This window comes from Bradyrhizobium murdochi (assembly GCF_000472965.1).
GTDB lineage: Bacteria > Pseudomonadota > Alphaproteobacteria > Rhizobiales > Xanthobacteraceae > Bradyrhizobium > Bradyrhizobium murdochi.
Window position 1 is genome coordinate 80,243 of record NZ_AXAU01000016.1, and the last position, 23,238, is coordinate 103,480.

The window sequence follows — 23,238 nt, forward strand, 5'->3', positions numbered from 1 at the left end:
ACGGACGGGACAGAAATATGATCAAGGCCTTCATCACAGCCGCAATGCTCCTGGTATTCGCGCCCTCTGCCGCGCTCGCGCAGCGCGCAGGCGACGCGGCCCTCGGCGCCGTGGCCGGCGCCGTCGTGCTGGGCCCGATTGGGGCTGTCGCCGGCGCCTTCGTCGGCTATACGGCCGGGCCTTCGATATCGCGCTCGTGGGGACTGGAAGGCTCGCGCTCGTCGCGGCACCGTAGACAGGCTTCAAGGGACAGCGTGCGAGGCGCCAGGGCGGAAGCGGTAGGCCCCGCATCCAATTCCGCCGGTCAGGCCGAACGGAGCGCCCGCCTCACCAGCTATCCCGTGCCGAACCCGCCGCGCTCCGCCAAAACAGCGCTGCCACCCGTTCAGCCCCTCGACTGAGCGCACGCGCCACCTGCTACACGCTATCCGCCGGCGCCACTGCCGATCGTGGCGGCCTTGAAGCCGTCGAGTTGGGCGCCGGGCGCAATTGCGGGCTTCGCCATCGCCGTCATATCCCGACCAGCAGGCGATCGGCCAGCCAGTGCGGCAGCCCGTTGGCGCGGATGCGGTCGGCTGCCGCTTCGACGTCGTACGCCACGCGGCAATAGGTAATCTCGCGCGAGGTGGTATCGAGCATCGCAAACGCAGCCGCAGGATCGCCGTCGCGCGGCTGCCCGACCGAGCCGAGTACAGCGAGCCAGCGCCGGCCGCCGAGCAACTGCACCGGCACATCGGATGTCGGAACGAAACCCGTCATCTTCGCCGCCGATGACATCGAATAGAGCGCCGGCCGGTGGATGTGCCCGCAGAAGGTGACATGGGCTTTGGCCGCCTCGATGCTGCGCGCGGCATCCGTACTGCTGCGTACATAATGCCATCGTGCCGGATGCGATGCCTCGGCATGTACGTAGAGGCGATCGTCTTCCTGCCGCGTCAGCGGCAGCTCAGCAAGAAAACGCCGCTGCGGCGTGCTGAGCCTGCCGCGGGTCCACTCGATCGCGGCCTGGGCCTCGGCGTTCATGGTCTCCGACGGGGTGCTGATCGCGTGGTCGTGGTTGCCGATCACGGCGATGGCGCCGTCATCGACCAGGCCCATCACGGTATCGACCGCCCATTCCGGATCGGCGCCATAGCCGACCACATCGCCGAGACAGACAATCCGTTCCGCGCCGCGGGCGCGCGCGAAATCGAGGCACGCGCTGAACGCTTGCCGGTTGGCGTGGATATCGGCAAAAATGGCCAGCCGCACGCGTCTCCTCCCGATCCATCATCGCGCCCGTGCCTGCGCGCGCCTTGATGGATATCAAACAACGAGCCGCTTGCGCAGTTCGATTGCTAATTTGGGGGCGCCTCAACTTACGCTTCGGAAAAGGGCTCACGGCGCCGAAATTGGTTTGCTGCTGTTCTCAGTCATCGTTACTGCGGTCCATGTGCTAACGTTTAGAAGAGCCGCGCAAGCAAGCTAGGCCACCGCTCAATTCTAGCCCGCGATGCCCATGGCGTGATGGGTCAGCCTCTCCTGACGCCTTTCGGTTGGAACAGACTTGGCTTAAGCTGGTTTATCTGCTGGATTGGAGAATGCACAGATGAAGCCCTTCTTGACGGCGTTCGCAGTAGCACTTGTAAGCAGCACTTTCGCGCTTGCTGACACCCCAGTGACACCGGCAGAGGCCGAGAAAATCAAGGCTGCTTTGGAAGTCCTTGGCTGCACGGGCGGCAAGATGGAAAAGGAGACCGAGGCCAGCGGCTACTTTGAAGTCGATGATGCCAAATGCAAGGACGGTCAGTACGACATCAAGCTCGACAAGGACTTCAAGTTGATCGCGATGATCCGCGACTGAGCATGCTCAAGACCTACCCTAAGCGGCGGTCATCGCCTTGACGTTCTCCGGCGCGAAGAACTCAGCGGGTGATATTGTTCCGGCATTCATCCGCGCGAAGGCATCCATAGCGCTCTGATTGCCGTGAATCGCGCCAAGGAGGTGCTGCATATCCGGTGGCGGTGGTTCCAGCGTCGCCAGCATGCAGGTGAATTCATACATTGCCGCGACCCGTGAATCGCGCGCGCGATGGTACTCGCTCATCGCCGCGTCGAACGGTTGCGCTCCCGAGAAGGCCCTGTCGAGCGCGACCGCGCAGAGCTCGGCGTCATGGAAGGCGTCCATGATTCCTTGTCCAGTGATGAAATCCCGGTTGTAGCCCGCGTCGCCCACGAGCACCCAGCCGGGGCCGTAGGGCTTGCGAAAGTAGTTCGGCACCGCCGCACCGGCGAAGCGCGCTTCCCGCTTGGCTTCGCGCAGGCGGTCGGCGAACGCCGGCGCCAACGCGATGGTCTTCAGGTAATTCCCTTCGATGTCCTTCTTGCAATCGTCGAACCTTGCGTATGGCCAACCGGCGATCACCATCGTCAGCCCGTCATGGGTTGGAGCGGCGGCAAATCCGGTCCCGTCACGGATATATTGCTCAAACTTGCCGAACATCGGCAGTCCGCTCCAGTAGGTGTAATATGCGACGAGCAGAATGGGTTTCTCGTCATAGTGCTCTGGCCGGACCGTTTCGGCCACGAACGAGTGTCTGCCGTCGGCGCCGACGACGACTTCAGCGCGCTCGGTGATAGGGCCGCCATGCTTCGAGCGGCCCTTGATGCCGACCGCCCGTCGGTCCTCGATCAAGATTTCATCCACGGCAAAACCCTCGCGAACTTCCGCGCCGGACTGAGCCGCAGCATCGACGAGCAGCTTGTCGAGCATCGTGCGGCGCGGACAGTACGCTACCGGAGCTTCACTCGAGCCTGGCGCGCCCACAATCGTGAAAGGACCAAAGTCGAAAGCATAGCTGTCGATCGGCGGGCACCCGGTCACAGTCAGACGATCGAGAAGGCCCCAATTGGACAGGGCACTGACGCCAAGGGGATGCAAGATGTGCGTAGAGACCGTGTCGCTCGGAAAAGTTGCGCGATCGACCACGAGAACCCGATATCCTTTCCGGGCCAGCAGCATTGCGGTCGGCGATCCCGCGCAACGGGCGCCCACTACGATTGCGTCGAATGCCTTGGTCATCGCGGCTCTCTCCTTGTGCTGACAAATCAGACGCGGGCTCGGCGCATCGCGGGTCCGCGGCGTGCCATGGCTGGTGCTAGAGAGAAACGCGAGCCGGCGCTTCGGGAGAACACCCCAATCGGGGCCTTACAAACGTATGGGTGATCCTCCCCATTCGCGGGCGCCGTAGGTATGGCACGATCGCGACGTGTCGAAGCCGGCGGGAAGGAGAAACGATATGAGCGATACATTCGAGGGACGTTGCCTTTGCGGTGCCGTGCGCTTCCGTGCGGCTGGGCGCCCGAAATGGGTCCTGTGGTGCCACTGTGAGAGTTGCCGGCGCCATACCGGAGCGCCGGCATCCGTCTTCGTTGCCTTCGACGATTCAGCCGTCACGGTAACAAGCGGAGCGATCAGCAAATACAATTCATCGCCGGGCGTGGAGCGCGGGTTCTGCGCAAGGTGCGGCTCGACCCTGACCTGCGCGAACCAGCGACGGCCCAATGAGACGCACTTTCATCTCGGCGCGTTCGAAGAACCCGAGAAGCTCAAGCCCACGGGAGAGGCGTTTGCAGGCGAAAGGCTCGCGTCGTTGCACCCGGAAGCCGCGTCCGGCTCGCCTGTTTGACCGTCCGAAGCTGATCGAAGAAACCTTCGACCTTAATCTCAGTGTTCAGATCAGCTTGTGTCGGCACGCAAAGGCCGTCGCCGCGGCCCGCGAGGGAACATCAAGCTTGGCGAGGATGTTGCTGACGTGCCGGTCGACCGTCTTCTCGCTTCGGGAGAGCCTGCCAGCAATCGCTTTGTTGGTTTCGCCGGCGGCGACCAGGCGGAGAATATCAAGCTCACGCGGGGTCAGGCGATGCACATTGCTGGAAGCGACGCCCTTCGTCAGTGAGCCGATCTGCGTGAGATCGGGGCCGGCACCTAAACGCTCGAAAATGGTCCGGGCCGCGTCGAACTCCAGATCGGCAGCGTCCTCGTCTCCGAGGGCGCGGCAGGCCCGTCCGATCAGCACGCGCACGCGCGCAGCCGCGTAGGGCGCCGGGATCTTCTGCCACACCTCGAAGGCACGGCGCAGCGAACCGAGTGCGGACCGCGCGTCCCCTTCGGCAAGGTCCACCGCTCCGCAGGCCTGCGCGGCAATTGCATCCGGCACGCTCGTATCGAAGCTCCGCGCAATGTCCTCGAGTTCTCGGCAGGCGTTGCGTGCGTCCTGAACGTCACCGGCGGCCAAGGTGATCTCGATATAGGCGGGCAGCAAACCCATGCGTTTCAGGCGGTTCACCGTCGTGCCTGCGACGCGGCGAATGGCGCTGGCGGCCGCATCGGTGCGTCCCTGCACAAGGCGCAGCAGCGCTAAGCCCGGCTGGGGCTCCAGGCCAAGCTGGCTCGCGCCTCGAAACGCCTCTTCAGCCGCTGCAAACTCCCCTTTCAGACGATGGACCTCTGCCTGCTGGTAGAGCGCTCCGGCGGCAGCCCGCCGGTCGAAGCCCTGCGACCGCGCGCAGGCGCGCCGCGCTTCCTCGATCGCCTCAAGCCAGGCACCCTGTAACTGCAGGATCTCCGCGCGATGCACTTGGCAAACCCCGGCGAAGGCGACCATATCGGGCTGGCCCTCGCACCACCGCGCCAGGGCGCCTGTCCATTCGCGGGCTCGATCGAATGCGTATACCTGCTGACAGGCCGCGATCACGCTGCAATACATCAAGCCAGTCACCAGCGGCGATAGCTCTCCAGCAGTGACCATGACCATGGTCTCATCCAGGAGCGCGAGTCCGGCTCCGAGCTGCGCCTGCTGCAGTCGTATGCGGCCCTGCTGGTGGCGGGCACAGGCGACGAGGTCCGGGTCGCCACAGCGCTCGCCGACTGCGGCGGCCTCGGCTGCAGCGACGAACGCGGCCTCGTACTCACCAGATTCGAGGCGTTGCTCGACGACCGGCAGCAGCAAATAGCCCCGCTCGGCGCATTCGCGCGTGTCACGCTCCAGCAAACGTTGAGCACGGGAAAACCAGCCGCTCGCACGGCCCATCTCGCCGCGCATTAGCAGGCGAAAGCCGAGCCAGAACGCGCAACGGATAGCGCGAAGCCGCCGGGGAGTATCGCGGTGCGCATTGTAGGCCCGTTCGAGCGCCTTGAGATAATCCTCGTCCCGGCCGACCAGGTATGCGGCCATCGCCAGCAGTTCGAGAGCTTCGGCAGTTAACGAGCTTTCCTGGTCGGCCCGCAAGAACGCCTGGTAAGCGTCGGCCCAAGCGCGCTGTCGATAATATTCACGGGCCAGATCGAGATCGCCGGATTTGCTCGCACCTCCGCGCTTCTGCTGGCCCGGACACTGCTTCATGCGTTTGCTCCAGTCCCCAAGAGATAACCGGACCCATGAGATTTGCCAAAGCATCATATGCGGAACAGTCGACCGGCAGGATGCCTTTCGCGCGGGTGGATTTCCGATGGGAACAGAATTGATCAGATATCTGCTGGAAAACGTCGAATTACGGCTTCTTGCGCATCCGGCGCCGCTCAACCAGAGCCATCACGGCTCGCGGGAAAACGGGCTTTGTCTTGCAAGTCGGTTTCAGAAGGATCGCCAGCGCTAACGCGGCGCTTCCAACCCCTTAAGCAGCAGCGCTAGCAGCGCATCGATCCGCGCCGGGGCACCCGGCTCGTTCCATTCCTCGGCATGCGCGGGATGGTGGAAGCGGCTGGTGGCATCGAAAATGGCGCGCGCCGAAACCTTGACGTCTGCGACCTCGAACTCACCCCGCTTCACGCCTTCGGAGAGGATCCGGGCAATCTGATCGACCAGACAGTCCTTGTGGCAGCTCACGGATCTGCAGGCCTCGCGCGCCAGCGCCAGGTAAGTCGCAAACATCTCAGGATCGTCGCTGAGCCGCTTGTGCTTGATCGAGAACATCGTGCGCAGCCACTTCTCCAGCCGCGCCGGCGCCGGGCCGGAGCTTTCAGCGATCTTCAGAAGCGGCGCGCTGAGGCGGTCGAGCCAGCGCTTGGCCACCGCCTCGCGCAGCGAGGCCTTGCTGGGGAAATGGCGGTAGACGCTGCCGTGGCTGACATCCAGCGCGCGGGCGACGTCCACCACCGTTGCCTTGGCGAGCCCGTAACGGCGCAAGACGTCCTCGGTGACCTCCAGGATCCGTTCGGGGGTCAAAACCACGACTTCGTTCATGCGCGCACCTGCGAAACGATGGGACGGGTCATTCTAATCCCCTTGCAATCCGCGTTGTAAATCCTTTGGCGGATTAATGTTTCACCGGTTCCAGCCGCTCGGCCTGGGCGGCCAGATGGCGGGCGACGCTCTGATTGAGCCAGCGCTGGAGTTGGGCGGTGAGATGAATGAGATGGGCAGTCATGGCGTAGTCCTTTGCAAGTACCCGGGCTCAGGGCCAACGAGCCGGGTGACGCCCAGTACCGGCGTCGGCAATGGATATAGCATGTCTCGCTGACAGATTTCAATATCTGTTAGTCAATCATCCGTGATTGACCACCCTCCGGAGACCCCCGCCCCAAGCTTACTGCTCGTCCTTGGGCGGCATCCGCGGCGGGAGCAGCGGCGTAAACGACACTCCGTCGCCGTCGCGGGGCGCCGCGGCCAATCCTCCACCCGTGGAGGGATCACCTCCCGACGTATCGATGATCGCCGTGGGCATGATGTATTCCCGGGCGGCCTCGAGCAGCCTGCCCCCGCCATCGCCAAAATCGGCGGCGCGGCCACCCTGCGGCCGGCCGGCGGCGATCTCACTGGCCGCCTTGTCAGTCTTCTGCGCGAGCTTTTCACTATAGGGAATGCGAAAGGCCCTTGGCACACCGCTCGGCCGGTTGCCGTCGTCGAGCGTTTCGACCCAAAGATAGATCGAGCCCGGATCGCCTTCCAGCGAGTGCGGCTCCACGATCCGGGCGTGCAACAGCTTGAAGCTTGCGGGCAGCCTGTCGACGCTGGCCCACCCCAATAGGCCGCGCACGCCCATGAAGCTCGCAATGTAGAACGCGCTCGTCACCACCACGGCGACTGCCTTGGCCGACCAGGGCAAGCGCCCATAGACCAGGACAATCAGCAACAGCGCGCCGATCAGCGCATAGCTGAGAGAGAGCGTGAGGACGACCTCTTGCAGGCTATTCACGACGCGGCATCCTGACGCCGGTTTTCGGATCGAGATCCGCGCCATTGGCGCGGACGTTGCGGAACGTCTCCATCAGCGACTTCTGCCGCTGCTGGACGTCGAGCACCTTGCCTTCGGCATCGAGCCAAAAGCGCAGCGCGGTCTTTTCCTCGCCGGTGTGGTCGAGCGTCAGCTTGTTGTCGAAGATCACCTGTGCGGTCGGATTGAGTTTTTGGACTTTCACGCTCACCGCGACGGGCTGGCCGGTCGTCGCCTGAAAGTGCGAGACGTTGACGGTGTATTCACCGGCGACGATGCCGCGCACGGTGACGATCTCTTCCCGGATCGGCGACGCAATCTTCTTGCCGTTGACGATGATGAAATTGTTGGCGCCGCCGCGGTCGTCGCGATCGAGCGTGAGGAAACCGGCTTCGCGGTGGCGATACCAGGCGATGTTGCCGGCAGGATCCTGCACGAACAGATCGAGATCGTCGGGATGATTGTCCGGCCAGTCCATCGTGATGATGAACTCGGCCTTGGAGTCGATTTTGCCGTCCTTCGCGTCCGGTGAAACTGCGAGCAGCGCCAGGAAGAACAGGAACGCAATCACCTGAAGCGCCTTGAACAGCATGACGCCCAGCGGATCGAAGGCCTCCTCGCGCGGATAGAGACCGAAATCGTCCATCATGCCGGCGTTCCAAGATGGCGTTCCAGGGCCGGAGTGACGTGCGTCTCGGTCAGCATGACGGCATCGGAAAATACCCGCTGGGTCGCGGCATCCAGCATGTAGTACTGGATCTTCACGAGGATGGAGCCAATCAGGCCGGCCAACGTCGTGTACATGGCCACTGCCATACCGTCGCTCATCAGGCCCATCGATGATTTCATCGCGACCTTGTCGGCCGCATCGAGGGTGGCGATCGGCGCCAGCATGATGATGAAGCCGATGATGGTGCCGAGCAGCCCGAGCTTCATCAGCGTGTCGGACACGAACGCGCCAAATCCGTTGGAGCCACGCAGCCGGTCAGCGAGCGAGCGGAGCAGCAGCGTCTGGTCGATGCGCCCGGCCGCCTGTGCGCTGGCCTTCTGCACCAGGCTGCGGATGTGATCCGTCACCAGCCCGCCCGGTAGCGCCCGCGCATCCTCGTCCAGCCCCCTTGCGCCGCCCGGGACCGACAGGATTGCGCGGCAGCGTCGCGTCATCTCGCCTTCACGCGCGATCGCGCGCGTCCGCCAGAAGCAATGGAAGCAGGTGACGACATAGAGGACGGCAATGACGCTCGAAATGTAGGTACGGTCTGAAATGATCATCAGATGGAGCAGACCGTATCGCCACAAGAGCACCACGGCGAAAACAGAGAGCCCGGTGAAAATCATCCACAACAGGAGAACGCTGCGTTCCGACGTATCCGCGCCGGATGATGCGGTCTCGGCGCCAGCCGTTGCACTCATGCTGCGTCAGCTCCCTGGAATGGCGCGCCGCGGCCCAAGGCCACCTGCGAAATAGGCCCCCGGCTTTGATAGATCAGCGGTCACGACCGCGTCCAAAGACATATGCCCACGGTTGGTTGGGAAATTTTCCCGAATTAGAACTCACTGCATTGGCACGGGTTGGCGGCGCTGTTACGCTTATCCGCACCTTCGGGAGTGATCGCATGCGCCTCGTGCTTCAGCTCGTCGCCCGCTTGTTTCTCGTGGTCATCCTGTGCCTGGGAGCGGCGACTATCTGGGCGACGATCGACGCGCATCGCAGCGTCGATCGTGCCACGGCCGCTTCCGCCGAGCGTGTCTCGGTGGCGCTGGAAGCGCTCTACTGGCGCGAATTGATGCTGCGCAGCAACAGAATGCGCGAGCAACTGCTGCCGGTGCCGGAATGGCGCACGATCGAAACGATGGGGCTGATCTCGCCGGGCATCTGCGTCCGGCTCGAGCCGGCAGGCGCGTTCGAGAAGCCGCTTTGCGGACAGAGCAAGGGGATCGGCCAATCTCCGCCGCGCTGGTTCGCGGCCACCGTGCAAACACTGCTTGGGGATCACGCCGCGGTCGTCCGGCCGATCAGCACCCGCGCGGCCAACGCAGGCAGCGTATCGGCCGCCGCCGATCCAAATGCCGCCATCGCACTCGCCTGGCAGCACATCCTCGACAACATCCACGTCGCCCTGCTGATGGCGGTGGCGATCGCGCTGCTCGCCTCGCTTGCGATTGCGCATACGCTTGCGCCGGCGCAGCGGATCGTCGCCGCGCTGCAGCGGATGGCGCGCGGGCAATACAGCACGTCGCTGCCCCGCTTCCGATCGATGGAGCTTGCCATGATCGGACAGGCCGTCGGCGATCTCGGCGACCGCCTCGCGCAGTCGATGGAGGAACGCGCCGCGCTGACCCGGCGCCTGCTCGAAATCCGCAGCGACGAGCGGCGGGCGCTTGCCCGTGAACTGCATGACGAATTCGGACAGAACCTGACGGCGATCCTCGCTTTCGCCAATACGATCGAAGCAACCAGCGCGCGGGAAACGGACAGGAGCGAGGTTGCGCAGGACGCGCGGATGATCTCGCAAGCCACCCATCGCATCATGGCGTGCCTGCGCGATACGTTGAACCGCTTGCGCCATCCGCCCGCCGAGGAACTCGGGCTTGAGGCCTGCCTCGTCGATCTCGTCGATAGCTGGCGCTCGCGGAATGCGACGCAGCCGATGATCCAGCTCGATCTCAAGGGCGATCTCGCCGACGTCCGCGGCGCCGTCGCTGCGACCGCCTATCGGGTCGCCCAGGAGTGCCTGACCAATTCCTTGCGGCACAGTTCGGCGCGGGTGATCGTGCTGCGGATCGAGCGGCGCACCGGCGCGGAAAACGCGCTGCTGGTCCACGTCGAGGACGACGGTGGCGGCGATGCGGCCAAACTGGCCCGCTCTCCCGGCTTCGGCCTGACCGGCATTCGCGAGCGGGTCGCCGCGCTCGGCGGGTCGCTGTCGATCGCGGATGCGAACCGCGGGGTGAGCGTGGCCGCCACGATCCCGCTTGCAGCCTGATGAACGCGTCGCAGACCAAAGGCATTTCGATCCTGCTCGTCGACGACCATCCCGTGGTCCGGCAAGGCTACCGGCGCGTGCTGGAGCACCAGGACGATTTCCAGGTGGTGGCCGAGGCCGACAACGCCGCCGACGCCTATCGCGCGTTCAAGGCGCACGCTCCTGACGTCGTGGTCATGGATATATCGATGCCGGGCGCCAGCGGGCTTGAGGCGATCAGGAACATTCGCGCCCGATCCTCCGACACCCGCATTCTCGTCTTCAGCATGCACTGCGAGGCGGCGCAGGTGAAGGCCGCCTTCAATGCCGGCGCGAAAGGCTACGTCACCAAGGGCTCCGACCCATCAGCGCTGATCCGGGCGATCCGTTCGCTGGTCCACGGCGAACAGGCGATGAGCGACGACATTGCTCGCGTGCTGGCGCTGGACAACCTCTCCCCCTCGGGATCGGTGCTCGATCAACTGGGCGAGCGGGAAATCGAGATCCTCAGGCAGTTGGCCGCCGGCGCGACCACCGAGCAGATCGCCTCAAATCTCAATCTCAGCATCAAGACCGTGCAGAACTACCATTATCTGATCAAGACCAAGACCGGCATGCGGACGGACGCGCAGTTGGTCCGCCTGGCTGTGGAATGCGGACTGGCCAGCCTGTAGCGGCGGCCCGGTTTTCCCCGCTCGCGGCCGCCCTACGGGTGGCCTCCCCCGGCCCGATTTGCTAAAGCACGGCGTAAAAACAAATCGGCCGGGAGCCGCCTCGCGCGCCTCGCCTGCCCGCTTCGGAGTTGTCGATGATCCCCCGCTATACCCGTCCGGAAATGGCTTCCATCTGGGAGCCGCAGACGCGTTTCAAGATCTGGTTCGAGATCGAGGCGCATGCCGCCGACGCGCAGGCGGAACTTGGCGTGATCCCCAAGGAGGCGGCGAAGACGATCTGGGCCAAGGCCAAGCACGCCACCTTCGACGTGGCACGGATCGACGAGATCGAGCGCGAGACCAAGCACGACGTCATCGCCTTCCTGACCCATCTGGCCGAAATCGTCGGTCCCGAGGCGCGTTTCGTCCACCAGGGCATGACCTCCTCCGACGTGCTCGACACCTGCCTCAACGTGCAGCTTACCCGCGCCGCGGACCTCTTGATATCAGACCTCGACAAGGTGCTGGCCGCGCTGAAGAAGCGCGCCTTCGAGCACAAGATGACGCCGACCATCGGCCGCTCCCATGGCATCCATGCCGAGCCGGTGACGTTCGGGCTCAAACTCGCTTATGCCTACGCGGAATTCTCCCGCGCCCGTGAGCGGCTGGTCGCCGCCCGCAAGGAAGTTGCGACCTGCGCGATTTCGGGCGCCGTCGGCACTTTTGCGCAGATCGACCCACGGGTCGAAGAGCATGTCGCCAAGGCGATGGGGCTGGAGCCGGAGCCGATTTCCACGCAAGTGATCCCGCGCGACCGTCACGCGATGTATTTTGCAACGCTTGGCGTGATCGCCTCTTCGGTCGAGCGGCTCGCCATCGAAATCCGGCACCTGCAGCGCACCGAAGTGCTGGAAGCGGAAGAATTCTTCTCCGAGGGCCAGAAGGGCTCGTCGGCGATGCCGCACAAGCGCAACCCGGTGCTGTCGGAAAATCTTACCGGCCTGTCGCGCATGGTGCGCGCCTATGCGATGCCGGCGATGGAAAACGTCGCGCTCTGGCACGAGCGCGACATCTCGCACTCCTCGGCCGAGCGCATGATCGGGCCGGATGCCACCGTGACGCTGGACTTCGCGCTGATGCGGCTTGCCGGCCTGATCGAGAAATTGCTGATCTATCCCGCCAACATGCAGAAGAACCTCGACCGTCTCGGTGGTCTCGTGCATTCGCAGCGGCTTCTGATCGCGCTGACGCAGAAAGGCGCCAGCCGCGAGGACGCCTACAAATACGTCCAGCGCAACGCTATGCCGGTCTGGCGCGGCGAAGGCGACTTCCAGACGCTGCTGAAAAAAGACCCCGACGTGAAGAAGCACCTGAGCGATGCCGAAATCGAGGAGCAGTTCGACCTCGGCTATCACTTCAAGCACGTCGATACGATCTTCAAGCGCGTGTTCGGCGAGAGCTGACAACGCACGCCGTCCGAACGCTTGACGGTCATCTCTCGGTCTGCAGCAAACCAAGGGCGAGATATCGGAAAGCCTCGATAGCCTTTGCAAAGACGGCATGCGGATCGTCGGCTGCGGCAATCCAGAGCGAGGCGTTGAGCGCCGCGCCATTGATCAGCCGCGCGGCAGCTTCCGCATCCATCGGCCTCACCGTTCCTTCGTCGATAAGCGCCTGGATCGTTTGCGTGGTCGAGCGAAGACACGCAGTCTGATTGGGCCATAGCGATGGATCGCCGAGCACGGCCGGCCCGTCTAGCAGCATGATGCGCTGGATCTCCGGCTCCAGCGCCATTTCGATATAGGCGACGCCCTCGGCGAGAAAGCCGAGCCACCGGGTCTCCGCCTGATCTCGTACAGCGCGCATTCGCGCCAGCATTTCCGCGTCGATCTGGCCGATCACGGCCTGCAGCAGCCCCTTCTTGTCGCCGAAGTTGTGATAGAGCGCGCCGCGCGTCAGGCCGGCCTCGGCGGTTAAATCGTCCATCGACGCCGCCGCATAGCCTTTGGTCGCGAAAGCCTTACGGGCGGCCTGGATGAGCTTGGCCCGGGTTTCCTCCACCATCTGTGCGCGTCGCTTCGCGGCCACCGCTATCTCCGCAAATCACATACGCTCCGTATGCTAGTTTACATACGCCGCGTATGTGGTTTATAGAAACATACGGAGCGTATGTCAATTTATCGCTCGAGTGGGATGCAAACAGCCGGACCCGTGGAGGTCTGGCTTGCCTTTGAACAGGAGTGACGTCATGGCCAAACGCGATGCGATCTTCCCTGCCGGCCGGCAGGCACTCTACGAGATCAACCGTTATTCGGCGGCGATCCGCTCGGGCGACTTTCTGTTCGTCTCGGGCCAAGTGGGCAGCCGCGATGACGGATCGCCCGAGCCGGTCTTCGAAAAGCAGGTCCAGCTTGCCTTCGACAATCTCTCGGCCGTGCTGACGTCTGCCGGTTGCACATTTGACGACGTCGTTGACGTAACCACGTTCCACACCGATCCGGCCACGCAGTGGGAGGCGGTCAATGCAGTTCGCTTGAAGGAGATCGGTGAGCCGCCCTATCCGAACTGGACTGCGGTGGGCGTGAACTGGCTAGCGGGCTTCGATTTTGAAATCAAAGTCATCGCGCGCCTTCCTCAGTCCACCTGACCTATTGGCGGCGAGCGTCCCCGCTTGCAGGACGTCCTGGGTAGCCCCCAGCAGTTTTCCGGCCTTGCCAAGCCGATTTAGATGGTTCCAAATTGTCGCAACCGCCGTCGACAACCTCTACGACCGCCGCCGGCAACCTAACGGTAACCGCAGATCGGCTAAGGTCGCAGCGTGTCATCCCCGCCGAAAATCCTCATCTTCGACTCCGGCCTTGGCGGCCTCACGGTCCTGCGCGAGATCGTCCGTGCCCGGCCCGACGCCCACTACGTCTATGTCGCCGACGACGCGTTCTTTCCCTATGGCCATCACGGCGAGGAAGAGATCATCGCCCGCGTGGTGCCGCTGGTCGGCGAGTTGATCACACGCCACGCTCCGGTCCTGGTGGCGATTGCCTGCAACACCGCTTCCACGCTCGTGATGTCGCACCTGCGCAACGCCTATAGCGTGCCGTTCGTCGGCACCGTGCCGGCGATCAAGCCAGCCTGCGCCAGCTCGAAGACCAAGCGCGTGTCGGTGCTCGGCACCAAGGGCACCGTCAAGCGCGAATACACCAGGCGCCTGATCGATGATTTCGCGCAGGGCTGCGAAGTGACGCTGGTGGGATCGGCAGAACTAGCTTCCCTTGCCGAAGCCGCCCTCAGCGGAAACGACGTGCGCGACGAAGATATTGCGGCGGAGCTTGCCCCCTGCTTTGTCGGCAATGGCAAGGATCGCACCGACACCGTCGTGCTGGCCTGCACCCACTTTCCGCTGCTGCTCGACCGTCTGACACAGCTCGCGCCATGGCCGGTCGACTGGATCGACCCGGCACCCGCGATCGCCCGGCGCGTGTCCGAGCTGCTCGGGTCGCCTGGCCGCCAAAGCGATCAGGCCGGGGCCGAGATGATATTCACCTCCCAGCGGCGGCACGCGCTGAGCCGGGCGCTAATGCCATTTTTCGGCGGGCGCGTCCCGGCGTAGGTCGCCTGGGCGCGTGTCACGGTACGCTGGAGTGCAGGATGCAATTCCTTATGTAGTCCCGAGTCCGGCCTTGGCGCATTGCTCGTCCTGATCGCCGGTGACGCCGCTCACTCCCACGCCGCCAGTGACTTTGCCATCGACCATGATCGGCAATCCGCCCGGCGAGGCGAAGACACCGGGAAGTGTAGCGGTGGACGGCGCGCCTTTGTTGATCGCCTCCATGAAAACGCGTGTCGGGCGCCGATAGGTCGCCGCGGACCTCGCCTTACCGACGGCGATGTCCATGCTGCCCGTCTGCGTGTTGTCCATGCGTTCGAAGTACACGAGGAATCCGTGATTATCGACCACAGCGACAGCCACGTTCCACCCGTTCTTCTGGCATTCGGCGAGGACGCCGGCTGCGATCTTCTTCGCACCTGCGGCATTGACCGCGGTGCCGTAGTCAGGGCGCTTGTCCTGAGCGGATGCACCGGTGGCCAGGGCGGCGAATGCAGCGGCGACCAGAATTGTCCTCATCATTGTCTCCTCCCTTAGGTTTTATTGTGCAGGGGACTATACCCGGGCGGATGAAAACGTCGATGTGACCTTATGGTCCCTCGCCGAATGATAATTCGGCGTTGCGGACATCGCTGCGGAGCTCGCCTCTTACCTCATCGGAGATGGCGAGGATCGCAACGACACCGCAGATCGCGTTACGCTCACTCAGCCAGATCGCGCATGACCTTGATAAGGTCCGACTTGCCCTCGAACCCGATTCCGGGAAGCTCGGGCATGACGATGTGACCGTTCTCGACTTTCACCCCATCCGGAAAGCCGCCGTACGGCTGGAAGAGGTCGGGATAGCTCTCATTGCCGCCCAACCCCAGTCCTGCCGCGATGTTAAGCGACATCTGATGGCCGCCGTGCGGAATGCAGCGGGACGGCGACCAACCGAATTGATGCAGCACGTCGAGCGTGCGCAGATACTCGACCAAGCCGTAAGACAGGGCGCAGTCGAACTGCAGCCAATCGCGGTCCGGGCGCATTCCACCGTAGCGCAGAAGATTGCGCGCATCCTGGTGCGAGAACAAGTTCTCGCCGGTAGCCATCGGGCCGGGATAGAATTCCGAGAGCGCTGCCTGAAGGGCATAGTCGAGGGGGTCACCGACCTCCTCATACCAGAACAGCGGATACTGGCGGAGCATTTTGGCATAAGCGATGCCGGTCTGAAGGTCGAAACGGCCGTTGGCGTCGACAGCCAGTTGAGCCTCGGAGCCGATCTCGGTCAGAACCGCCTCGATGCGGCGCTGATCCTCGTCAATGGATGCGCCACCGATCTTCATCTTCACGACGTTGTAGCCGCGATTGAGATATCCGCGCATTTCTGCCCGCAGCGCCGCATTGTCCTTGCCGGGGTAGTAGTAGCCGCCGGCTGCGTAGACGAAGACGCGAGGGTTGGCCTCGCGCCCCTTTTGCTCAGCGAGCAACCGGAACAGCGGTTTTCCCGCGATTTTGGCCGTCGCGTCCCAGACCGCCATGTCGAGCGTTCCGACCGCAGCTGAACGCTCGCCGTGACCCCCGGGCTTCTCGTTGCTCATCATTACCGCCCAGAGCTTGTGCGGATCGAGGTTATCGCCGGATTGGTTGAGGACGCTTTTGGGGTCTGCTTCCAGAATGCGGTTGCGAAAGCGCTCGCGGATGAGACCGCCCTGGCCGTACCGGCCGTTCGAGTTGAAGCCGTAGCCAATGACCCTGCGACCATCGCGCTCGACATCAGTCACGACAGCGACGAGGCTCGCGGTCATCTTCGAAAAGTCGATATAGGCGTTGCGGATGGGCGACGAGATCGGCTTGGTGATCTCGCAGACGTCGATGATGCGCATGATGTTCTCCTTGGGGCGATCTGCTTCGATGGGGTACTTCTGGACAGGGCGGATTGGCCAATGCCATGATCGGTTCGCGTTATGCGCAAACGGCATCGACATGGATCTCGACTGGCTCAAAGACTTCCTGGCGCTGGCAGAACTGAAGAGCTTCTCGCGCGCAGCCGACGCGCGGAACGTAACACAGCCGGCTTTCAGCCGGCGCATACGCGCGCTTGAGGACTGGATCGGCACCCCGCTTTTCGTGCGGGGCGCTCAAGGCGCCAGCTTGACGCCAGCCGGCCAGCACTTTCAGCCGCTGGCTGCCGACATGATCCGTGGTTTGGACAGGGCCCGACGCGATACCCGATCGGTGGGCGAGCGAAATACTATCGCTCTGTCCATCGCAGCAACGCACGCGCTTTCCTTCACGTTTTTCCCCGAATGGATTCGGAACCACCTGCGCTTTGAGGCCCTCGGCGCCCTCAACCTGGTTTCGGACAGCATGGAAGCTTGCGAAGAGATCATGCTCGGCGGAGAGGTGCATTTCCTGCTGTGTCACTATCATCCAGAGGCGCCGACGCGTTTCGAACCCGACCGCTTCCAGAGCGTGCGGGTTGGCGATGATTGTCTGGTCCCGCTCTGCGCGCCCTATTCCGACGGGCGGCCTGCATGGCCGCTCTCCGGCACATCGGCTCGACCGATACGTCTCCTCGCGTATAGCCATGCCTCCGGACTTGGCCGGATCCTCTCCGCCCATCAGATGAGCCGGGATGCGATCGCGCAAATGGAGACCGGCTTTACCTCACATCTCGCCGCGACGCTGATGACGATGGCGCGCGAAGGCCATGGGTCGCGTGGCTTCCGCGAACATTGGCAAAACACGATCTGGAACAGGGACGGCTCGTTGGCGCGGGGCCACCGCAGTTCGACATACCGATAGAGATCAGATTATTCAGATCGCCCGACTGTCGCAATCACGCAGCAGACGAATTGTGGCATGCGTTGGCCCAATAGAAGCAATGAGCGGCGGCCGTGTCGATACTCGCTCGTTACCTTCGCACAGACCAGAGGATAGCGTTGGTGAGGAGCCGCTGGTAGCGGGATTCCTGCCAGACTGACGGCTCGTGGCCCAGCGCCGTATAGAATACGCGCCCCTCGCCGTAGAGGCGGGTCCATGCGAGAGGCCAACCATAGAATCGCTGATGCACGCCGCTCTTGCCGAGGTCCACCGAGTTTGGGTCAAGGCGCAGAAGCACACTTGATCCACGGTAGTCGAAGTCGCTGATCTGGTAGATCTCGTCCTCGATCTGGAATGAACTCCCTAGAAACGCCACCAGAGGGTCGCTGGGATCAACCACCTTGATGGTCACGGCCTGATGCCAGGGATGACCATTGAAGTAGCCGCCGACCAGATCGAGATAGTCCGGCCACGTGTAGAATGTGTCCGTCGCCGAATGAACGCCGATGAACCCGCCGCCCGAACTCACAAAGTTGAGAAGAGCCATCCTTTGTGCGTCGCTCATCGGAAGTTCTCCGGATGTGAAGAACATCACCGCGGCGTAGCGCGCGAGGGTTTCGGTCGAAAATTCAGACGGGTCTTCCGTTGCAGTGACCTCAAAGATACCCGAATTGCTTCCGAGCTGAGTCAGGATTGCCTTTGAAAGCTGTAGGACCTGATGCCGGTAGCCGGCAGAGTGAGTGAAATAGAGGACGCGCGCTTTCGGGCGCTGCGCATGCGCACCGAGTGGTCGCGCTGCCGCCGCGCCGCCAAGGAGCGCGATGAACTCACGTCGCCTCACAATCCACTCCCCGAAACCCAGGCAACCATGTGCTGCAAGAAGATTAGCACAGATAAGCCCAGCGCTGGCTCTTTAGTCTCTCTGTCCTTGGGGCTGCATTGCGTTGCTCGCCTGTGGCGCCTGAGTTCATGGCACGGCTCAAAAACAATCTGGCTCGATGCGTTGTGAATTTGACCTTATGGTCCCCTCGCCCAATGATGACTCGGTCGTTTCAGCAGGGAGTTTCCGCTTGACCACCGCAAAGCCTGCGCCGCTCAACCGCCTTCGCCAATTGTGGCGCGAGGGCCGCCCGACCTTCGGCGCGATCGCGACCATCCCTTCGATCCAGACCGTGCAGATCATGGCGCGCTCGGGGATCGACTTCATCATCGTCGATCTCGAGCACGGCCCGATCGATCTCGGCTCGGCGCATGCGATGATCACGGCGACTTCTGGCACGCCCTGCGTGCCGATGGTGCGGATTGCCGCCAACGAGCCATGGCTGGCGAAAGCGCCGATGGACCTCGGCGCGCTCGGCATCAATTTTCCGATGATCTGCAGCCGCACTGAGGCCGAAAAAGCCGTGCGCAGCGTGCGCTATCCACCGAACGGCGACCGGCTGTGGGGCCCATTCCATGCGCCGTTCCGCTGGGGCGTGTCGATGGCGGATTACATGGCGACCGCGAACGACGACATGATCTGCATGGTCACCATTGAGCATGTCGAAGCGGTCGAGCGCATTGACGAGATCATGGCGACGCCTGGCATCGATGTCGCCGTGATCGGCCCCGGCGACCTCGCCACCTCCATCAACAAGCGCGGCCTGCCCGATGATCCCGAGGTGGTGGCGCTGACGAAGCGTGCCGAGGAAGGCATCCTCAGAAGTGGCGTACCAATCGGCGGCGTCGCGCGCACGGCCGAGCAAGCCAATAAGATGATCGACCGCGGCTACGTCGCGCTGGCGCTCGGCTTCGACTGGTCGCTGTTCCAGCGCGGCATCGCGGCAAGCTTTGAAGGGATTAAGCGATAGGTGCCGAGACGGCGGCAAGCCCTTCAAAGTTCTCGGGGTTTACCGGGTTCCTCCGGGCCGCGGCGCCGGCAAATCGGGGCGATCCGGATGCGAACCTCATGGCGTCAAAACGCCTTGTTCGTGCTAGATGAGGTGCTGGCAGGTTGCCAGGGCGGCGTGCCGGCTTTTTGATTGATCTATTGCGGAAACGCGGGCGGAGCGATGCGCGGAACGGTTCGAAAAATCACACTACCGCGCCGCTTGGTCGCCGACCTCATGCACGCCTCGAACCGCGTGCCCTTTGTTTCGCTCTCGCGTCCCCTCAATATTCGAGCCCTGCAGGAAGCCCGCGCGCAGGCCGCCGAGCGGCCGGGCTGGGCCGCGATTTTCGTCAAGGCGTTCGCGCTGGTGGCCAAGGAACAACCGATCCTGCGCACCCTCTACGTCAAATGGCCGATGCCGGCCTTCTACGAACTGCCGCGCAGCGTCGCGATGGTGGCGATCGCCCGGATCGAGAATGGCCAGGATTGCGTGCTGCCACAAAAGGTCGCCGCGCCCGACGAAATGCCGCTTGCCGAGGTCGACGCCCTGATCCGGCACGCCAAGGTGGCGCCGATCGACGAGGTGCCGGCGTTCCGGAAGATCCTGCGAACCACGCGGCTGCCGCTGCCGCTGCGGCGGCTGTTCTGGGCGGTCGGGCTGAATTTCGGCCGCCAGCGGGCCAATTATTTCGGTAGTTTTGGGGTCACCTCGGTGGCCGCCTATGGCGCGGGCCAGCTCCATGCCATCAGCCCCGGACCCTTTGTGCTGAGCTATGGGGTGGAAAAGCCCGACCAGACCGTCGATGTCGTCTTGCGCTGGGATCACCGGATTACCGATGCCGCCCCGATGGCCAGGGCGTTGAACCGGTTGGAACAGGTGCTGAACGGCGAAATATCAGCCGAATTGCGGGCCAATCGCCAGCAAACCGAGCCCAAACCGGTCCGCGCGGTCGCGACCTGACGGCCCTTTTCGTTGACAGAACGGCGGTTTCTCCCTAAGAACCGCTTGCTCGCGGGCCGGTTTCGGCCCGCGATGCGTTTCGCGACCCGTGGTCCTCCCCGAGCTTTCGAGGCGGACCTGTCGGCCCCGGCAACCCCGGTGCACAGGAGGGCGCGTTTCCTCAAAACTCAAACTCTTAAGCAGAGGACGCGATGACAAAGCGCAGTGAGGCGAAATACAAGATCGATCGCCGTATGGGCCAGAACATCTGGGGCCGCCCGAAGAGCCCCGTGAACCGCCGGGAATACGGCCCCGGCCAGCACGGCCAACGCCGCAAGGGCAAGCTGTCCGACTTCGGCGTCCAGCTCCGCGCCAAGCAGAAGCTTAAAGGCTATTACGCCAACATTTCCGAGCGTCAGTTCCACGGCATCTATGTCGAGGCCGGCCGGATGAAGGGCGACACCGGTGAGAACCTGATCGGCCTCTTGGAGCGCCGTCTCGACACCGTGGTCTATCGCGCCAAGTTCGTAGCCACGATGTTCGCCGCGCGCCAGTTCATCAACCACGGCCACATCAAGGTGAATGGCCGCCGCGTCAATATTCCGAGCTACAAGCTCAAGCCCGGCGACGTCGTCGAGGTCAAGGAATCCTCCAAGCAGCTCACTCCCGTTCTGGAAGCAAGCCAGCTCGGCGAGCGCGATGTGCCCGACTTCATCGAGACCGATCACTCCAAGATGACGGCGAAGTTCACCCGCATCCCCGCGCTGTCGGACGTGCCGTTCGCAGTGCAGATGGAGCCGCATCTGATCGTCGAATTCTATTCGCGCTGATCGGTTTTCAGTTACGAGATATCAAAGGCCCCGGTTTTGCCGGGGCCTTTTTGTATGCGAGTATGCGTCGTCTCAACGCCGAGCCTCGCCGTGGGCTGAATCAATGCGGGTCCAACATGCGCTTGCGCGACTGCCACAACTTTCATGACTTCCGCAGGCTGGCCCGACGACGGCTGCCCCGCCCTATCTTCGATTACATCGATGGCGCGGCTGACGACGAGGTGACCCATCGCCGGAACACCGCAAGTTTCGAGCGCTGTGACCTGGTACCCAATGTGCTGCGCGGCGTCGAACACATCGATATGTCGGTGACGGTGCTGGGCCAGAAGCTCGCGATGCCGATCTATTGCTCTCCGACCGCGCTGCAACGCCTATTCCACCATACCGGCGAACGCGCGGTTGCCGCCGCTGCGGCGAAGTACGGCACGATGTTCGGGGTATCCTCGCTGGGCACGGTAAGCCTCGAGGAACTGCGCAAGGCGCACGACACGCCGCAGGTCTATCAATTCTACTATCATCGGGATCGCGGTCTCAACCGTGCGATGATGCAACGCGCGAAAGAAGCCGGCGTCCAGGTGATGATGCTCACCGTGGACAGTATCACGGGCGGCAACCGCGAGCGCGACAAGCGTACCGGCTTTTCGATTCCATTTCGGCTGACACTTGCCGGGATGTACCAGTTCGGGATCAAGCCGGCCTGGGGCATCAATTATCTCACGCATGAGCGGTTCAAGCTTCCGCAACTGGACCAGCACGTCGACATGGGCAGCGGCGCGCTGTCGATCTCCAAATATTTCACCGAGATGCTGGACCCTTCGATGAACTGGGATGACGTGGCTGAAATGGTCCGGCTATGGAACGGGCAATTCTGCCTGAAGGGCGTCATGTCGGTGGCGGACGCCAGGCGCGCCGTCGAGATCGGTTGCACCGGCATCGTGCTGTCCAATCATGGCGGCCGGCAATTGGACGGTTCGCGCGCGCCATTCGACCAATTGGCCGAAATCGTGGATGCCGTCGGCGATCGAATTGACGTGATCATGGACGGCGGAATTCAGCGGGGCACCCATGTCTTGAAGGCGTTGTCGCTTGGAGCCAAGGCTGTAGGCGTTGGACGCTATTATCTCTATCCTCTCGCAGCGGCCGGCCAGGCCGGCGTCGAGCGGGCTCTCGACCTGATGCGGTCGGAACTCGAGCGGGGAATGAAGCTGATGGGATGCACTGCGATCAATCAGCTCTCTCGCGAAAATCTGCGATTCAGATAATTTCTGTCCCGCCATCAAGTCAAAAGAGACGAGAAACTGCCATGCACTACACCCCTGCCCCGCGCGATCCCAACGCCGATCCCATCCGCATCAACCTGTTGTCCGACACCCAGACGCGACCGACGCTCGCGATGCGCGAGGCGATGGCGCGGGCGGAAGTCGGCGACGAGCAAATCGGCGACGACCCGACGGTGAATTTGCTGTGCGAGCGCGTGGCTGACCTGCTCGGCAAGGAAGCCGCCGTGTTCATGCCGTCAGGTACCATGTGCAACGTCTCTGCCACCCTCGCCCATTGCCGGCCGGGCGATGAAATTCTGGCCCATGCCACCGCGCATATCATTGCACGCGAAGGCGGCGCACACGCAGCGCTCGGCGGTTTCCAGATCATGCCGCTGCCGGGCGATGACGGGCAATTCACGCCCGAAACGTTCCGCGCCGCGCTGCACCCGCGCTCGCGCTACCAGCCGCCGCAGACCGTCGTCAGCGTCGAGCAAACCGCCAATATCGGCGGCGGCACGATCTGGAAGAAGGCGGCGCTGGATGAAATCGTCGAGATCGCCAAGGCGCATGGACTGATCACTCATATGGATGGCGCGCGGCTGTTGAACGCTTGCGTCGCCACGAAAATATCGGCGCGCGACATGGCCGCGGGCTGGGATTCGGCCTGGATCGATTTCTCCAAGGGCCTCGGCGCGCCGATCGGCGGCGTGATTGCGGGGTCGCGCACCTTCATCGACGACGTCTGGCGCTGGAAGCAGCGCCTCGGCGGATCGATGCGGCAGGCCGGCATTTGCGCCGCGGCCTGCGTCTATGCACTCGACCATCACGTCGACCGCCTCGCCGACGATCATGCCAATGCGCGCGCGCTGGCGCGAGGGCTGTCGCAGATCGACGGCATCGAGGTGCAAGAGCCCGAGACCAACCTGGTGTTCTTCAAGCCTGACAGAGCCGGCATCGCGGGCGATAAGATGGTCGAAGCCTTGCGCAAACGCGGCGTGCTGCTCGCGATGATGGACGGCCGCATTCGCGCCTGTACGCATCTCGACGTCAGTGCTGCGATGATCGAGGAGACGGTCGCCCTGGTGCGCGAGATCGTACGCGGCGCGTGAGAAGC

At 63.3% G+C, this 23,238-nt stretch carries 25 protein-coding genes; 14 read left to right on the plus strand and 11 right to left on the minus strand.

Going from position 1 to position 23,238, the window contains the following annotated elements:
- Positions 1-17 precede the first annotated feature (17 nt).
- Positions 18-401 (plus strand): hypothetical protein, encoded by a 384-nt coding sequence (locus tag YUO_RS0126300; RefSeq protein ID WP_028349948.1) that lies wholly within the window; start codon positions 18-20, stop codon positions 399-401.
- Between the two features lie 109 nt (positions 402-510).
- Here the strand turns inward: YUO_RS0126300 and YUO_RS0126310 are convergent, their stop codons facing one another.
- Complete coding sequence (locus YUO_RS0126310) at positions 511-1,251, minus strand: metallophosphoesterase family protein (RefSeq protein ID WP_028349949.1); 741 nt, start codon at positions 1,249-1,251, stop codon at positions 511-513.
- 337 nt (positions 1,252-1,588) lie between these two features.
- On the opposite strand from YUO_RS0126310, the gene YUO_RS0126315 reads away from it, so the two are divergent.
- A complete protein-coding gene (locus YUO_RS0126315; protein ID WP_028349950.1) occupies positions 1,589-1,843 on the plus strand; it encodes a hypothetical protein in 255 nt (84 codons plus the stop codon).
- 18 nt (positions 1,844-1,861) lie between these two features.
- Here YUO_RS0126315 and YUO_RS0126320 read toward each other — a convergent pair whose 3' ends face one another.
- Positions 1,862-3,061, minus strand: coding sequence for an NAD(P)/FAD-dependent oxidoreductase (locus YUO_RS0126320; RefSeq protein WP_028349951.1), 1,200 nt, complete (start codon positions 3,059-3,061; stop codon positions 1,862-1,864).
- A 217-nt stretch (positions 3,062-3,278) separates the two neighbouring features.
- On the opposite strand from YUO_RS0126320, the gene YUO_RS49005 reads away from it, so the two are divergent.
- Positions 3,279-3,668, plus strand: a complete 390-nt coding sequence (locus tag YUO_RS49005; RefSeq protein WP_051379667.1) for a GFA family protein — start codon at positions 3,279-3,281, stop codon at positions 3,666-3,668.
- Positions 3,669-3,713: 45 nt separating this feature from the next.
- On the opposite strand, the gene YUO_RS0126330 is transcribed toward YUO_RS49005, so the two are convergent.
- From YUO_RS0126330 to YUO_RS0126360, 5 genes are all read right to left on the minus strand, one after another.
- Positions 3,714-5,384, minus strand: coding sequence for a helix-turn-helix transcriptional regulator (locus YUO_RS0126330; RefSeq protein ID WP_051379668.1), 1,671 nt, complete (start codon positions 5,382-5,384; stop codon positions 3,714-3,716).
- Positions 5,385-5,633: 249 nt separating this feature from the next.
- Entirely contained in the window at positions 5,634-6,224 is a 591-nt protein-coding gene (locus tag YUO_RS0126340; protein ID WP_028349953.1) for a TetR/AcrR family transcriptional regulator, read from the minus strand.
- A 343-nt stretch (positions 6,225-6,567) separates the two neighbouring features.
- Positions 6,568-7,176 (minus strand): hypothetical protein, encoded by a 609-nt coding sequence (locus tag YUO_RS0126350; RefSeq protein ID WP_028349954.1) that lies wholly within the window; start codon positions 7,174-7,176, stop codon positions 6,568-6,570.
- Positions 7,169-7,843 (minus strand): DUF2135 domain-containing protein, encoded by a 675-nt coding sequence (locus YUO_RS0126355; RefSeq protein WP_028349955.1) that lies wholly within the window; start codon positions 7,841-7,843, stop codon positions 7,169-7,171. Before YUO_RS0126355 ends, YUO_RS0126350 begins: the two co-directional genes overlap by 8 nt.
- A complete protein-coding gene (locus YUO_RS0126360) occupies positions 7,840-8,607 on the minus strand; it encodes a MotA/TolQ/ExbB proton channel family protein (protein WP_028349956.1) in 768 nt (255 codons plus the stop codon). Before YUO_RS0126360 ends, YUO_RS0126355 begins: the two co-directional genes overlap by 4 nt.
- 203 nt (positions 8,608-8,810) lie before the next feature.
- On the opposite strand from YUO_RS0126360, the gene YUO_RS0126365 reads away from it, so the two are divergent.
- From YUO_RS0126365 to purB, 3 genes are all read left to right on the plus strand, one after another.
- A complete protein-coding gene (locus YUO_RS0126365) occupies positions 8,811-10,181 on the plus strand; it encodes a sensor histidine kinase (protein WP_028349957.1) in 1,371 nt (456 codons plus the stop codon).
- Positions 10,181-10,834 carry a response regulator gene (locus tag YUO_RS0126370; protein WP_028349958.1) on the plus strand — a complete coding sequence of 218 codons (654 nt, stop codon included), beginning with the start codon at positions 10,181-10,183 and terminating at the stop codon, positions 10,832-10,834. Before YUO_RS0126365 ends, YUO_RS0126370 begins: the two co-directional genes overlap by 1 nt.
- 134 nt (positions 10,835-10,968) lie before the next feature.
- Positions 10,969-12,276 (plus strand): adenylosuccinate lyase, encoded by a 1,308-nt coding sequence (gene purB, locus YUO_RS0126375; protein WP_028349959.1) that lies wholly within the window; start codon positions 10,969-10,971, stop codon positions 12,274-12,276.
- A 28-nt stretch (positions 12,277-12,304) separates the two neighbouring features.
- Here purB and YUO_RS0126380 read toward each other — a convergent pair whose 3' ends face one another.
- A complete protein-coding gene (locus YUO_RS0126380; RefSeq protein ID WP_028349960.1) occupies positions 12,305-12,901 on the minus strand; it encodes a TetR/AcrR family transcriptional regulator in 597 nt (198 codons plus the stop codon).
- 160 nt (positions 12,902-13,061) lie between these two features.
- Between YUO_RS0126380 and YUO_RS0126385 the strand changes: the two genes are divergently transcribed.
- A complete protein-coding gene (locus tag YUO_RS0126385) occupies positions 13,062-13,460 on the plus strand; it encodes a RidA family protein (protein ID WP_028349961.1) in 399 nt (132 codons plus the stop codon).
- A gap of 171 nt (positions 13,461-13,631) precedes the next feature.
- A complete protein-coding gene (gene murI, locus YUO_RS0126390; protein ID WP_028349962.1) occupies positions 13,632-14,420 on the plus strand; it encodes a glutamate racemase in 789 nt (262 codons plus the stop codon).
- Positions 14,421-14,468: 48 nt separating this feature from the next.
- Here the strand turns inward: murI and YUO_RS0126395 are convergent, their stop codons facing one another.
- Positions 14,469-14,939, minus strand: a complete 471-nt coding sequence (locus YUO_RS0126395; RefSeq protein WP_028349963.1) for a GlcG/HbpS family heme-binding protein — start codon at positions 14,937-14,939, stop codon at positions 14,469-14,471.
- A 179-nt stretch (positions 14,940-15,118) separates the two neighbouring features.
- Entirely contained in the window at positions 15,119-16,282 is a 1,164-nt protein-coding gene (locus YUO_RS0126400; protein WP_028349964.1) for a mandelate racemase/muconate lactonizing enzyme family protein, read from the minus strand.
- Here YUO_RS0126400 and YUO_RS41830 point away from each other — a divergent pair.
- Complete coding sequence (locus YUO_RS41830; protein ID WP_235782836.1) at positions 16,233-17,204, plus strand: LysR family transcriptional regulator; 972 nt, start codon at positions 16,233-16,235, stop codon at positions 17,202-17,204. The genes YUO_RS0126400 and YUO_RS41830 overlap by 50 nt on opposite strands.
- Positions 17,205-17,313: 109 nt before the next feature.
- Here YUO_RS41830 and YUO_RS0126410 read toward each other — a convergent pair whose 3' ends face one another.
- Positions 17,314-18,063: a ThuA domain-containing protein gene (locus YUO_RS0126410; RefSeq protein WP_028349965.1), complete on the minus strand. Its 750-nt coding sequence runs from the start codon at positions 18,061-18,063 to the stop codon at positions 17,314-17,316.
- Between the two features lie 229 nt (positions 18,064-18,292).
- Between YUO_RS0126410 and YUO_RS0126415 the strand changes: the two genes are divergently transcribed.
- The 5 genes from YUO_RS0126415 to YUO_RS0126435 all read left to right on the plus strand — a co-directional run bounded on the left by YUO_RS0126415 (position 18,293) and on the right by YUO_RS0126435 (position 23,233).
- The gene (locus YUO_RS0126415; protein ID WP_028349966.1) at positions 18,293-19,072 is read left to right on the plus strand and encodes an HpcH/HpaI aldolase family protein; all 780 of its coding nucleotides are present in this window, start codon (positions 18,293-18,295) and stop codon (positions 19,070-19,072) included.
- A gap of 201 nt (positions 19,073-19,273) precedes the next feature.
- Positions 19,274-20,053 carry an acyltransferase gene (locus YUO_RS0126420; protein ID WP_028349967.1) on the plus strand — a complete coding sequence of 260 codons (780 nt, stop codon included), beginning with the start codon at positions 19,274-19,276 and terminating at the stop codon, positions 20,051-20,053.
- A gap of 191 nt (positions 20,054-20,244) precedes the next feature.
- Positions 20,245-20,862 carry a 30S ribosomal protein S4 gene (gene rpsD, locus YUO_RS0126425; RefSeq protein ID WP_028349968.1) on the plus strand — a complete coding sequence of 206 codons (618 nt, stop codon included), beginning with the start codon at positions 20,245-20,247 and terminating at the stop codon, positions 20,860-20,862.
- Positions 20,863-20,978: 116 nt separating this feature from the next.
- A complete protein-coding gene (locus tag YUO_RS0126430) occupies positions 20,979-22,124 on the plus strand; it encodes an alpha-hydroxy acid oxidase (RefSeq protein WP_028349969.1) in 1,146 nt (381 codons plus the stop codon).
- 41 nt (positions 22,125-22,165) lie between these two features.
- Positions 22,166-23,233 (plus strand): threonine aldolase family protein, encoded by a 1,068-nt coding sequence (locus tag YUO_RS0126435; RefSeq protein ID WP_028349970.1) that lies wholly within the window; start codon positions 22,166-22,168, stop codon positions 23,231-23,233.
- Positions 23,234-23,238 lie beyond the last annotated feature (5 nt).

Coding starts and splice junctions, on each gene's coding strand:
- YUO_RS0126300 (WP_028349948.1), top strand. CDS start 18: ATGATCAAGGCCTTCATCACAGCCGCAATGCTCCTGGTATTCGCGCCC.
- YUO_RS0126315 (WP_028349950.1), top strand. CDS start 1,589: ATGAAGCCCTTCTTGACGGCGTTCGCAGTAGCACTTGTAAGCAGCACT.
- YUO_RS0126320 (WP_028349951.1), bottom strand. CDS start 3,061: ATGACCAAGGCATTCGACGCAATCGTAGTGGGCGCCCGTTGCGCGGGA.
- YUO_RS49005 (WP_051379667.1), top strand. CDS start 3,279: ATGAGCGATACATTCGAGGGACGTTGCCTTTGCGGTGCCGTGCGCTTC.
- YUO_RS0126330 (WP_051379668.1), bottom strand. CDS start 5,384: ATGAAGCAGTGTCCGGGCCAGCAGAAGCGCGGAGGTGCGAGCAAATCC.
- YUO_RS0126340 (WP_028349953.1), bottom strand. CDS start 6,224: ATGAACGAAGTCGTGGTTTTGACCCCCGAACGGATCCTGGAGGTCACC.
- YUO_RS0126355 (WP_028349955.1), bottom strand. CDS start 7,843: ATGATGGACGATTTCGGTCTCTATCCGCGCGAGGAGGCCTTCGATCCG.
- YUO_RS0126360 (WP_028349956.1), bottom strand. CDS start 8,607: ATGAGTGCAACGGCTGGCGCCGAGACCGCATCATCCGGCGCGGATACG.
- YUO_RS0126365 (WP_028349957.1), top strand. CDS start 8,811: ATGCGCCTCGTGCTTCAGCTCGTCGCCCGCTTGTTTCTCGTGGTCATC.
- YUO_RS0126370 (WP_028349958.1), top strand. CDS start 10,181: ATGAACGCGTCGCAGACCAAAGGCATTTCGATCCTGCTCGTCGACGAC.
- purB (WP_028349959.1), top strand. CDS start 10,969: ATGATCCCCCGCTATACCCGTCCGGAAATGGCTTCCATCTGGGAGCCG.
- YUO_RS0126385 (WP_028349961.1), top strand. CDS start 13,062: ATGGCCAAACGCGATGCGATCTTCCCTGCCGGCCGGCAGGCACTCTAC.
- YUO_RS0126395 (WP_028349963.1), bottom strand. CDS start 14,939: ATGATGAGGACAATTCTGGTCGCCGCTGCATTCGCCGCCCTGGCCACC.
- YUO_RS41830 (WP_235782836.1), top strand. CDS start 16,233: ATGGGCGACGAGATCGGCTTGGTGATCTCGCAGACGTCGATGATGCGC.
- YUO_RS0126400 (WP_028349964.1), bottom strand. CDS start 16,282: ATGCGCATCATCGACGTCTGCGAGATCACCAAGCCGATCTCGTCGCCC.
- YUO_RS0126420 (WP_028349967.1), top strand. CDS start 19,274: ATGCGCGGAACGGTTCGAAAAATCACACTACCGCGCCGCTTGGTCGCC.
- rpsD (WP_028349968.1), top strand. CDS start 20,245: ATGACAAAGCGCAGTGAGGCGAAATACAAGATCGATCGCCGTATGGGC.
- YUO_RS0126430 (WP_028349969.1), top strand. CDS start 20,979: ATGCGCTTGCGCGACTGCCACAACTTTCATGACTTCCGCAGGCTGGCC.
- YUO_RS0126435 (WP_028349970.1), top strand. CDS start 22,166: ATGCACTACACCCCTGCCCCGCGCGATCCCAACGCCGATCCCATCCGC.